This is a genomic window from Arthrobacter roseus (assembly GCF_016907875.1).
Lineage (GTDB): Bacteria > Actinomycetota > Actinomycetes > Actinomycetales > Micrococcaceae > Arthrobacter_J > Arthrobacter_J roseus.
Genome location: NZ_JAFBCU010000001.1, coordinates 1,063,877 through 1,075,418, shown reverse-complemented (window position 1 = coordinate 1,075,418; position 11,542 = coordinate 1,063,877). Strand labels below are relative to the sequence as shown.

Annotated in this window: 10 protein-coding genes; 1 reads left to right on the top strand and 9 read right to left on the bottom strand. The window is 61.1% G+C overall.

Translation table 11 applies throughout. From position 1 onward, the window contains the following. Positions 1 to 58: 58 nt before the first annotated feature. From JOE65_RS05475 to JOE65_RS05455, 5 genes are read right to left on the bottom strand one after another with little or no spacing between them, the layout of a single operon-like run. The gene (locus tag JOE65_RS05475) at positions 59 to 2,437 is read right to left on the bottom strand and encodes a bifunctional salicylyl-CoA 5-hydroxylase/oxidoreductase (RefSeq protein ID WP_205162274.1); all 2,379 of its coding nucleotides are present in this window, start codon (positions 2,435 to 2,437) and stop codon (positions 59 to 61) included. A 15-nt stretch (positions 2,438 to 2,452) separates the two neighbouring features. Continuing rightward, positions 2,453 to 4,111 (bottom strand): AMP-binding protein, encoded by a 1,659-nt coding sequence (locus JOE65_RS05470; protein ID WP_205162273.1) that lies wholly within the window; start codon positions 4,109 to 4,111, stop codon positions 2,453 to 2,455. Between the two features lie 42 nt (positions 4,112 to 4,153). Further along, positions 4,154 to 5,056 carry an acyl-CoA thioesterase gene (locus JOE65_RS05465; RefSeq protein WP_239536625.1) on the bottom strand — a complete coding sequence of 301 codons (903 nt, stop codon included), beginning with the start codon at positions 5,054 to 5,056 and terminating at the stop codon, positions 4,154 to 4,156. A gap of 2 nt (positions 5,057 to 5,058) precedes the next feature. Next, positions 5,059 to 5,538, bottom strand: coding sequence for a cupin domain-containing protein (locus tag JOE65_RS05460; RefSeq protein WP_205162272.1), 480 nt, complete (start codon positions 5,536 to 5,538; stop codon positions 5,059 to 5,061). Further along, a complete protein-coding gene (locus JOE65_RS05455; RefSeq protein WP_205162271.1) occupies positions 5,535 to 6,434 on the bottom strand; it encodes a fumarylacetoacetate hydrolase family protein in 900 nt (299 codons plus the stop codon). Before JOE65_RS05455 ends, JOE65_RS05460 begins: the two co-directional genes overlap by 4 nt. Before the next feature lie 122 nt (positions 6,435 to 6,556). Between JOE65_RS05455 and JOE65_RS05450 the strand changes: the two genes are divergently transcribed. Continuing rightward, complete coding sequence (locus JOE65_RS05450) at positions 6,557 to 6,973, top strand: RidA family protein (protein ID WP_205162270.1); 417 nt, start codon at positions 6,557 to 6,559, stop codon at positions 6,971 to 6,973. A 52-nt stretch (positions 6,974 to 7,025) separates the two neighbouring features. Here the strand turns inward: JOE65_RS05450 and JOE65_RS05445 are convergent, their stop codons facing one another. The 4 genes from JOE65_RS05445 to JOE65_RS05430 form a co-directional block, all read right to left on the bottom strand. Further along, complete coding sequence (locus JOE65_RS05445) at positions 7,026 to 7,931, bottom strand: PaaX family transcriptional regulator (RefSeq protein WP_205162269.1); 906 nt, start codon at positions 7,929 to 7,931, stop codon at positions 7,026 to 7,028. After that, the gene (locus JOE65_RS05440; protein ID WP_205162268.1) at positions 7,928 to 8,350 is read right to left on the bottom strand and encodes an acyl-CoA thioesterase; all 423 of its coding nucleotides are present in this window, start codon (positions 8,348 to 8,350) and stop codon (positions 7,928 to 7,930) included. Before JOE65_RS05440 ends, JOE65_RS05445 begins: the two co-directional genes overlap by 4 nt. Positions 8,351 to 8,604: 254 nt before the next feature. Next, positions 8,605 to 10,068, bottom strand: coding sequence for a Na+/H+ antiporter NhaC family protein (locus tag JOE65_RS05435; protein WP_205162267.1), 1,464 nt, complete (start codon positions 10,066 to 10,068; stop codon positions 8,605 to 8,607). A 225-nt stretch (positions 10,069 to 10,293) separates the two neighbouring features. After that, a complete protein-coding gene (locus JOE65_RS05430) occupies positions 10,294 to 11,475 on the bottom strand; it encodes an aminotransferase class V-fold PLP-dependent enzyme (RefSeq protein ID WP_205162266.1) in 1,182 nt (393 codons plus the stop codon). Positions 11,476 to 11,542 lie beyond the last annotated feature (67 nt).

The window sequence follows — 11,542 nt, the reverse complement described above, 5'->3', positions numbered from 1 at the left end:
GACGCTTGACACACAAGGAGGGATCCCCGCCGCGGTGGGGATCCCTTTATGTCTGTCGCTACTTGGCTTCGGCTGCGGCCTTCGGACGCCAGCGCAGGTGCGGGTCGTCTTCTGAATCGGCCTCGCGCAGCAAGGACAACCGCGGTCTCACTGCGTCGGTGCGCGCGCTCGGTGGCTTGCGCCGGCCGGCACGGAATTGCTCCACCCAGTCGGCGCCGTCGCCCTGATACTCCTGCTCGGCCGCTGCGTGTAGGGTCCACTGCGGATCGTAGAGATGCGTGCGGCCCAGCGCGATCAGATCAGCGCGCCCGGCCAGCAAGATCGAATTGGCGTCATCGAAAGTGGAAATTGCTCCCACCGCAATGACGCTTGCTCCCGCCGGGGCTGCGACTTCCTGGCGGATGCGGTCCGCGAACGGTGTCTGGTAGCTGCGTCCAAAAGCCGGTTTTTCCTCTGAAGCTACCTGGCCGGTGGAGACGTCAATACCAGCTGCGCCGTGCTCAATGAAAGCACGGGACACTTCGACGGCGTCGTCGGCAGTATTTCCACCCTCAACCCAGTCGGTGGCAGAAATGCGCACCGTCATTGGTTTGCTGGCGGGCCAGACGGCGCGAACGGCGTCGAACACCTCGAGTGGAAAGCGCAGCCGGTTTTCCAGGGTGCCGCCGTATTCATCGGTTCGCTGGTTGGACAGCGGAGAGATGAACGAGGAAAGAAGGTAGCCGTGGGCTGCGTGGATCTCCAGTAGGTCCACCCCGGCGTCGTCGGCCCGTTTGGCGGCGTCGACAAAGTCGGCCACCACCTGGTCCATATCGGACCTGTCGATGACCTTGGGTGCAGCGTTGTCCGGCGCGTAGGGCATCGCCGAGGGGGCAATGGTTTCCCAGTTGTTTTCCAGGAGGGGCTGGTCAATGCCCTCCCACATCAGCCGAGTAGATCCCTTGCGTCCGGAGTGGCCCAGCTGCATGCCAAGCTTTGCGCCGGAACGCGTGTGCACAAAGTCGGCCACACGGCGCCATGCCTCGCGCTGCTCATCGTTATACAGCCCGCTACAGCCCGGAGTAATCCGTCCTTCGGGTGAGACGCACACCATTTCGGTCATGACCAGGCCAGCTCCACCCAGGGCTTTGGACCCGAGGTGAACCAGGTGGAAGTCCGTGGGGACGCCGTCGACCGCTGAGTACATGTCCATCGGGGAGACCACAATGCGGTTCTTGAGCGTAAGGCCGCCGATGTCGTGCGGCTGGAACATGGCAGGAATCACCTGGTCCAAGCCCTGACTGGTCGCGAAGTGCTCTTCCACCCGGTGAGCAAATTCTGGGTCGCGAAGACGGAGGTTCTCCTGAGTGATGCGGCGCGAGCGGGTCAGGAGGTTGAAGGCAAACTGCACGGGGTCCTGTTCCCCGTACTGGCCGATCGATTCGAACCACTCCAGAGAGGCTTGGGCGGCACGCTGGGTAGATTCGACGACGGGGCGCCGCTCGGTCTCGTACGCCTCCAGTGCCGTTTCCTGGTTGGGGTGCTCATGCAGGCACGCGGCGAGGGCCAACGCATCTTCCATGGCCAATTTGGTCCCGGAACCGATGGAGAAGTGCGCGGTGTGTGCGGCGTCGCCTAGCAGCACCACATTTCCTTTGCGCCAGCTCTTATTGCGGACGGTGGTGAAGTTCAGCCACTTTGAGTTGTTGGCCAGCACCTCATAGCCACCCAACTCTTCGGACAGGAGGCCGCGAATTTTCTCTACGGCCTGTTCATCGGATACGCCCGGCGGGAAAGCTGTGTCTGCTGTGGAGTCAAAGCCAGCGGCCCGCCAGACGTCCTCGTGCATTTCGACGATGAATGTGGACCCGGTTTCTGAGTACGGGTAGCCGTGGACCTGCATGGTCCCGTATTCGGTGTCCTTGACGAAGAACTTGAAGGCCTCGAATACCTGGTCGGTACCCAGCCACATGAACTTGTTGGGTCGTACATCCAGGGTGGGGCAGAAGTCCTCGGCGTAGGCGGCCCGGATCGCGGAGTTGGCGCCGTCGGAGGCCAGGACCAGATCGTACTCAGCCTCCAATTCCTCAATCGGCGGGGCGATCGAGGAGAAGCGGACGTCGACGCCGAGTTCCACGGTGCGCTGCTGGAGCAGCTGGAGCAGTTCTTTACGGTTCATGGCGGCAAAGCCCTGACCACCGACGGTCAGCATCTCACCTCGATAGTGGATGTCAATGTCCGCCCAGCGGGCGAACCGCCGCGACATGTATTCGGCAACCACCGGGTCAGCGTTGCCAATCCCGCCCAGGGTTTCGTCAGAGAACACGACGCCGAAACCGAACGTATCTGTGGCAGCGTTCCGTTCCCAGAGGGTGATCTCGTGCGAGGAGTCCAGTTGTTTCATCAGCGCGGCGAAGTAGAGCCCGCCGGGGCCCCCTCCTACAATTGCAATCTTCATGCCACTATTTCCTTTCTAAGCCTGGTCCGCGCCGGTGAGTTCAGTGTCAGCAGTGGTCTGCAGCTTCTCGCGCAGGCGAAAGTGCTGCAGTTTGCCGCTGGGGTTGCGGGGCAGTTCGTCGACAAAGCGCACGTCCCGCGGATATTTGTAGGGTGCAATGCGGGATTTCACAAAGTCCTGGATTTCCTTGCGTTTGGCTGCGTCGCCTACAACGCCTTCGCGCAGGACGATGAACGCGCAGACCACGCTGCCGCGCTCCTCATCGGGGCGGGCGACGACGGCGTTCTCCAGCACATCCTCATGCTGTTCAATGGCGGCCTCCACTTCGGGCGCCCCGATGTTGTAACCAGAGGAAACGATCATGTTGTCCGACCGCGCCTGGTAGACGTAGTAACCCTCGGCGTCGCGCAGGAAGGTATCGCCGGTAACGTTCCAGCCGTTGCAGACGTAGTTGTGCTGGCGCTCGTCATCGAGGTAGCGGCAACCGACTGGGCCGATAATGGCTAGCCGTCCGGCAACTCCATCGGGGACTTCGGCGCCCTCGTAATCGAGGATGGTGGCACGGAATCCTGGAACGGGAACGCCGACGGCGCCGGGCCGGATGTCATCCCCAGCCGCGGAGATGAATACGTGCAGCATCTCGGTGGCACCGATGCCGTTGACCAACCGCAGCCCGGAGGCCTTCTCGACGGCTTCCCAGGTTTCCTTGGGCAGGTTCTCCCCGGCAGAGACACCGAGCCGCAGACGGGAGAGTAGGTCGGCGCGGCCCTCTTTGATGATGGCCCGGTACGCGGTAGGCGCGGTGAAGAGCACGGTGGCACCGGCTTCGGCGGCGCGTTCGGCCAGTTCCACCGGGCCTGCGCGCTCGGTCAATAGAGCCGAGGCCCCGAAGTAGAGCGGGAAGACCACGAGTCCGCCGAGCCCGAAGGTGAAAGCCAGGGGCGGCGATCCGGCAAAAACGTCGTCCGGAGTCGGGGTAAGAATGTGGCGGGCAAAGGTGTCCGCGTTAGCCAGCACATCGCGGTGGAAGTGCATGGTGACCTTCGGAACCCCGGTGGTCCCGGAGGTGGGAGCCAAAAGCGCGACGTCGTCGGCTGCTGTTGCGACGTCGTCGAACGTTCCGGGCTTGTTCGCAGCCAGCGACTCCAGATCCTCCGGGTTACCGGCGCCGTAGCGCAGCACTGGCAGGTCGGACTCATTGGCAGCCACATCCATCTCGGCGGCGAAACGATGGTCCGTGATCGCCAGTACTGGCCGGGTCAGGCGCACGAGCGTGGCTACTTCGGTGGAACGTAGCATCGGCATCGTGGTGACAACAACTGCCCCGGTCTTCAGAACACCGAGCCAGGAAGCCACCAGCCAGGGGTTGTTCGGCCCGCGCAGCAGCACGCGGTTGCCGGGGACAATGCCGTGGTCCTCGGTGAGTACCCGGGCCACCTGGTTGGAGCGCTCGAGCAGTTGCGCGTAACTCCATACCTCGCCGTCGGGCGTGTGAAGAGCTGGTCGCTCTCCACCGAACGTGGCGGTGGGCTTGTCGATGAGCGCTGTGGCGGCATTGAGTCTGTCCGGATATTGCAGCTCCGGCAGAGTGAATTCCAGCGTGGGCCATAACTCGACAGGGGGAAGATGGTCGCGCGTGAATGTGTCCACGTGGGCCGATGGCGTGAGGTGCATGGCCGTTCCTTTCGCGGGTGGGCGGGGGTAGTGGGGTGCGAGCTAGCCCCGGATCATGCCTTCTTGAGCAACGGTGGCGAGCAGGCGTCCGGAGCGGTCGAAGAATCGCCCCATGGCCAGACCACGGTTGTTTTGCACGGACACGGCGTCCTGGGCGTAGAGAATCCAGTCGTCGGCCCGGCCGTCCCGGTGGAACCACATGGCGTGGTCCAGGCTGGCGGTGGCCAGGCCTGGGCTGGACCAGTTCAGGCCCCGCACCCGAAGCAGCGTCTCGAGGATCGTGTAGTCGCACACGTAGGTCAGCGCGGTGCGGTGCAGGTCAGCGGTGGCCTTGGCATCGGCGGCATCCGGCAGAGCGTCGAAAGCCTTGACCCATACAGCCTGTGCGGGCACCGATCCAGCGTCAGAGGTGAGGTAGAGGGGATCAGGGATGTGGCGCATGTCGAAGCTGCGCCCGTGGGCCCAATAGTCGCTGGCTGCCCCGGTGGCTCCCTCAAGGGCTTCCGCCGCGGTGCGTAGTGACTCAGGATCCACAGCCTCAGGCGCCGGCTGCTGAAATTCCGGGCCGTCCTCAGGAACATGGAAAGAGCCCAGTGCCGTAAACGCGGTTTTGCCGTTCTGGATGCCTCGCACGCTGCGGGTTGAGTAGCCGCGGCCATCGCGCAGTACCTCGACGTCGTAGCGAACGGGAGCGCCGATATTGACCGGGCGCATGAAGTAACTGTGCATCGAGTGCAGCGCCCGGTCGGTGCCAACGGTGGCCTGCATGGCCGCCGTGGCCTGGGCAACCATGTCTCCGCCGTAGGCCTTCGGCCAGGGAACATACTGCGTGGTTGCCTCAAAGGAGCTGTCCGCTGGCCCATCGACAGGGGTGAGCTCGATCGCTCGCAGAAAGGTCTGGGCGGTGTCGGGAGCAAGGATGGAGGTTGCGTCTGTGCTGTTCAAGGTCAGACCCTCCGGTAGTCGGCGAGGATTTCATCCGGAACATCGTCCAGGTTGACCACAAGGTTTTCCGGGGTACGGGCAGTCAGCCAGACCAGTTCCTCGGTGACTGACATGTTGGCTTCCACGTGATGCATGAAGGGCGGAACGAAGACCCAGTCCCCTGCTTTCATGTCCAGGTATTCGGAGTAGTTCTCACCGAAGTAGATGCGTCCGTGGCCGCGCAGAACGTAACCGCCGGTTTCGGCTTCGGCGTGGTGGTGTGGCAGGGACCGGTAGCCGGGCACGTTGGAGACCTGGCCGAACCAGATCTTCGTGGCCGGGGTGTGCTGGATTGATACACCGGAGACGCGGACGCAGTCACCGGACTGGGCGGTGTTGGTGTCTTCCTCGCCGCTATAGGTCACCACGGGGACAACTTTGCCCTGCTCGTTGGCGTATTGGCTGTTGTCGCCTTCCAGGATGTACTCGTGCGTGGTGCTCATCGTGGTTCTCCTTGACGTTCAGATGCTGGCTGCGACGAGGTGGCCGCTGCCGGAATCAGGGTGATCGTGTTTTCAAGACGGCCAAGACCGTCAATTTCGGTGGTGAGGACGTCGCCGTCGGCCAGGAAGCGCGGGGGCTTCATGCCGGATCCGACGCCGCCTGGCGTGCCGGTGAGCACGACGTCGCCGGGACGTAGGGTGGCAAAGGTTGAGATATAGGCCAGCAGGCTCGCGGGGCCGAACACCAGGGTTGATGTCTCACCGGATTGGACCAGCTCGCCGTTGACGTAGCCGCGCAGACTGAAGTTTGGGTTGGCCTCAAATTCGTCGGCGGTGACGATGACTGGCCCTAGCGGTGTGCTGTCGTCGAAGGCCTTGCCCTGAAGCCACTGCAGGGTGCGGTTTTGCCAGTCACGCATGGAGACGTCGTTGGCCACGCAATAGCCGGCGATGGCTTCTGCCGCCTCCGCTTCATTGGCATGGTGCAGTTCTTTTCCGACGACGACGGCGAGCTCTGCCTCCCAGTCCACCCGGTCGCTGCCCTGAACCGTAATGCGATCGTTCGCTCCGGTGAGGGAGTCGGCGAACTTGGCGAACAGCGTGGGATATTCCGGCAGTTCGCGGCCCATTTCCAGGATGTGCTCCGTGTAGTTCAATCCACAGCAGACGACTTTGCCGGGCCGAGTGACGGCAGGAGCGAGGTCTGCCTCTGCTTCCGCGACAACCCCGGCACCATGGCCAGCAGCCATGGTGTCCAGGGCGGCCTCGACTGTTTCCCGCCAATTGACCTGAGCAAGCAACGCCCCAGCGTCGTCAGCTTCCAGGGGCAGGAACCCGGAGTCAACCACGACGGCGGCAGTGGTTCCCTTGCTAGTTCGCAGGGTGGCCAGCTTCATCGGAACTCCTTCACTCGAGACTCATATGTCGACATTTTTGCGGTCGCAACATATGATCAATTTAGCACGAAGGTAAGGATGTGCAACAGGCCACATTCTAAATTTTCTACTGAGGAGGGGACATGACCGATCAGTCCACTAGCAAGAACCGCACCATCAACCCCGCATCGCTTCCCAAGCCGTCCGGCTATGCCCACGGGATCCTCGCCGGGAACACCGTCTACCTCGGCGGCCAGACTGCTCTGGACAAGGACATGAACATTGTTCCGGGCGGCATTGTGGAGCAGTTCCGGCAGGCTTTCACGAACGTGCTGGTCACGCTGCAGGAGGCAGGCGGACGTCCGCAGGACCTGGTCAACGTGACCATCTACTTGACCGATGTTGACGACTACATGGCCAACGGCCGCGAAATTGGTCGTCTCTGGCGGGACATGGCCGGATCCGAGTACCCATCATTGGCAGGCATTGGTGTCTCACGGCTGTGGCAGAAGGAAGCCTTGATTGAAATTCAGGGCGTCGCCGTCATCACCGAGGCGTAGCTAGCTACCCTTGGCGCCGGCGTCGAGCCGCGGCGGGTCCGGAGATTGTCGTTTACGAGCGGTAGCGGTCGATGACGTCAGAGGCGTGACGCTCGGCCAGCGGTGCGATGATCTGGTAGGTACGACCAAATACCCGCCGCGCCTCGGGCTCACGCCACCACTCGGGTAGATAGTCGAGTGGCAGGTTCGGGTCGCGGTACGGTAGCCGGCGCCAGAGGGTCAGCATGGGAACGTAGTAACGGAAAGCGTCGCGACAGGCTTCCTCGTCGGCGGTGCTCTCCCGCACCTCGGGATCTCCACCCAGCCGCTGGGCCCATGCCGTGTCAGCGCCGCTATAGACCTCGAGGAACTCCCCAATGAGCTCGTCGATCGCCTCCAGGTTCCACCAGGTGGCCACCTTGGCGCGGACATCGCCGTCAAAGAGGTAATCTCCGCGGAAGAATTCCACAAACTGATCGAGCTCGTGGGCCGCAAGGCTGGCACGGGCTCGATCGACGATGCCCGACGACGCAATCCACACGCCAGGGGTCACTGTGCCGAAGCCCAGAGCCGCGAGGATAGTGCGCAGCCGGTGTCTCAGGTGCCGTTGGGCTTCGGGAACAGAGAACAATGCGAGCAACCAGTCATGGTCTCCGTCTTCACGTTGTTCAGCAAAGATGCGTTGGTCGCCTTCGGCGAACACTGTTTGCTGGGATTCTGAAAGCTTGTAGGCCGCGATTCCCTCGACGCGGGTGCTGCGCAGTACTCCTTTGGCCTTGAGCCTGGACACGGCCGAGCGTACTCCCGGAGCGTCATAACCCAGGTCTCCGAGCAGGCTCACCAGGGAAGCCACGGGCAGGCTATTGCCCGGGTTCCGGCAATACAGGCCAAAGAGCGTGACGATCAGCTGCTGGTGCCGAACGATGGGGTTGGGAATGCCGTCTCCGGATGTTTGGCTCGCTGCTTCTTGGTCGTTCATTCTTTGGCGCCGCTCAGGGCATGGCTGATGGCTTGGGGCCAAGGCGCAGAACGCTTGTTCCCGTCGGGTACGTGGACGACGGTGATCGTGCCATCGGCCGCCAGTCCGCCGTCGGACTTGTCGCAGGAGTGGCCCGTGATTTCGAACCCGAAGGTGAGCGAGGTGTTGCCCATTCGCTCGACCCAGATAGTGGCCGTGATTTCCTGTTCAAACCAGAGGGCATCGCGGAAGTTCACCACATGCTGAACTCGAGGCGACACCGGAAAATAGCCGCTCACACCGAGCTCACGAATCAGCTGCGCTTCGGCGATCTCCACCCAACGCACGACGGCGGAATTGTGATGGTGGCCGGAAGCATCAGTATCTACCCACTCCACGTGCCGGCTAATGGACGTGGATGGGCTGGGGTTCTCCCCCATGGGCTACTCCTTCAGGGACGGATCGGCAATGATCAGCTGGAACCAATCTAGCCGTTCTAACAGCGTGGGTGAGAACCGGTTCAAATCGCTCGTACAAGAGTCGAGAGACGTTGAAGAACACTCGACTGCCCCTGGGCTCCTCCTCCACATCAATCGATCTGCCCGAAAATGCCAAGAGGCCGCTAGCCCAGCCCTGGAGTACCCATGGGCTACAGCTCCGGTGTGGTGGTCCGCAGACCACCACACCTTCACCATTATGGTAGGTCAGTGACTCCGGCCGCCTGTGCTGTTCGGCCGCGGAGCTCTTCACCCTTTGGACCTTCGAAGGTACGACCCCAACCAGTAACAATGGCGATCAACATGACCACGGTCAACGCCAGTGGATAGAAGGCGACACCGAATACTGCGAGTGCGGAAAGTGTCTCACCTGAACCTTGTGTCAGCTGACTGGAAATTAGCAGGAACGTAGAGATAACCGGCATCACTGACCCCAGACCCAGCGCTCCGCAGTCCATCACATTTGAGCGCCGGTTTGGGTGGAGTTTGGCCGCGGCGCCCACTTCGTCGACAACCGGCCCGAACAGCAGCATTGCGGGACCGTTGACGCTGGCGAAGAGGCCTGTCGTAACAATCGAACCCGTGAAGATGGATAGTTCCGCTTTCATCGGTGAACCAGTCAGCCCATGACCCTGTAGCCATCTGATGATCACTACGAACAAGCCAGATTCTTGGAACGTTCCTATGATGGCAAACACGACAATACTGATGCCGATCAGCGGTAGCATGCCGAGAATTCCGGATGCCATGAAGCCACCAGCGCTATTGGCTTCACCTGCAGAGATAATCTGCGACCAGGTGAGGGCCCCGGACAACAACCCTGTTATGACCCCCACTACGAGACCAACTGATACGGCCAAGAAAATATCTCGTTTCCAGATGGCGACCACGATGAGCACGGCAATCGCGATCAGCATAAACAGGCTACGCGGACTCCCTTCGGCAGCCGCAGCATCGACCGCGCCGCTCGCTCCACCTGACGCGAGACTAAATCCTGCGAAGAGCAGGAAGGCGATTACTGCGGCAGCACTCGCATAGCGAAAGCGGGTTCTTACAATATCGCCGACCTGAGCCGATCCTTCTTTGTTTCGATACCGCTGAGTCATCGCCGAAACAATGGTTGAGTCTGAAATAGGGGCCATATTATCGCCGAATAGCGCACCTGACAGAATCGCGCCTGCCATCAGCACGGGGCTAGCGCCCAGGGCCACACCCGCAGGGTAAAAGATGGGAAAAATGGCGAACAGAGTGCCTAGCGACGTACCCGTTGATACAGCCATCAAGCCCGCGAGCACAAAGGTGATGGGAACGAACCACACACCTCCGATACCTACGAGGTTGGCGAGCCAAATAAATCCTCCAGAAACACCTGTGACGCTCAGCAGCGAAGAGATCAGGCTCACCACCAGCAAAATCAGAATAAGGCTCGCCGCCCCCGGCGACCCCACGCCCCTCATTACTGCCTTCCAGTACGTACCGTAAGAACGAGCAAAAAAGGCGTTGATGATAAGTCCTACAAGGCCACCAGCTACGAGGGCCGTCATTTCATAAACATGCAAAAACGCAAGATTGTACGTAGCGATAGCGATGAAAATAATCGGCGCAATAAGCACAGCAGCGCGCCCGCCGAAGAACTCTAGTTTGGTATCCACTTCACCCATGGTGGTAATCCTTAAATCAGTTTTCGAAGGCAACTAAGCGCTTATTGGATGTCGGCGCCGTTGTTGTAGTAGTGCATGGACATACGAAGAAGGTCATGACGCAGCGCAGTAACGATGCGATCCTCAGTTGGTGTGGCTGCGACTTCGTCGAGATCTTCAAGCCTCAGAGCGGCTTATGGACCCTCATGTTCCGCACTGATGGGCCCTGCCGCTTCGGCATCCGACTCAACCGCGCCCTCCCTCAACCGAACGGTATTCCGCAAGCGCAGCGATAGCTGTGTCAATGTCGGCGTCCGTGGTGTAGTAGTGCAGGGACATACGCAGAAGTTCACCGCGAGGGGCCGTCATGATGCCACGTTCGTTCAGCCACGCACCCAACTCGTTCGGGTCGTCGGCAAAGATCGCCACTTGCGGTCCGTGACGCTCGCTATTGTCGGAACGGCTGACCTTAAATCCATGTTCGGCCGCTCCAGCAGCCAGTCTGTCCCCAAGTCGCAGAACGTGTGCAAAACCAGCAGCCTGGTCCACCCGCAGCAACAGCCCCATGCCGGCGATGGCAGCGTAAACGGCGGGGATGGCAGGAGTTCCGACTTCAAACCGTCGAGCATCCGTCGGGTAGTCGACTAGCTCCGGGTCGAACGCGAACGGATTGACGCGGCCAAACCAGCCAGTCAGCTCCGCCGCCCGCTCCGAATCGATGCCGTCCTTCACATAGAGGAACGCGACTCCCGCGAGACCAAGCATGTATTTCAGCGAGCCGGCTACCAGATAGTCACAGTCCATGGCTTTTACATCAATGGGAACAACGCCCGCGCCCTGATAAGCGTCAACAAACATGCGAGCACCGGCTTTGTGTGCTAATTCGGTGATCTCGGCTAGCGGCGGCCGGGCGCCGTCGTGGTAGCTCACCAGCGGTGCGGAAACCAAGGCCGTGGACTCGTCAATCAGCTTTTCCCACGCCGGAACCTCCAAGGCGTCGGAGCGGTCGGAAACCATCTTGATGGTGGCACCCTGTGCTTGCTGGGCGCGGAGCACATGGCCGACGGAAGGGAATTCCACTGCAGAAGTGACAATGCCGGTCCGACTGGTCCAAGCGAAGCTAGAGACAACTTGGTATGCCCCCTCGGAGGCAGAATTAACAATCGCAATCTCACTTGGGTCCGCATTGATGAGCCGCGCGAAGTCGGCGCGTGCCTGCTCTACCTTACCGACCCACACGTCCCAAGGAGCCGCAGAGGTCTGTAGCGAGCCGACGATCTCGAGCAAGCTGTAAGACACTTGCGTGGACAACGCCCCCTGACTACAGCTAGCCAGATGCGTCATGTTGGACAGCGGGGGAAAGTCCCGCCGGAACTGGGTTGGATCAAAGTCAGGGGCAGCGTCTGTAGCAAAATTTATCGTCGACATAAGGACACCATATACGGCGAATATAGTGCGGTCAATGACTATGAAGGGCCAATAAATACGCCCGTCT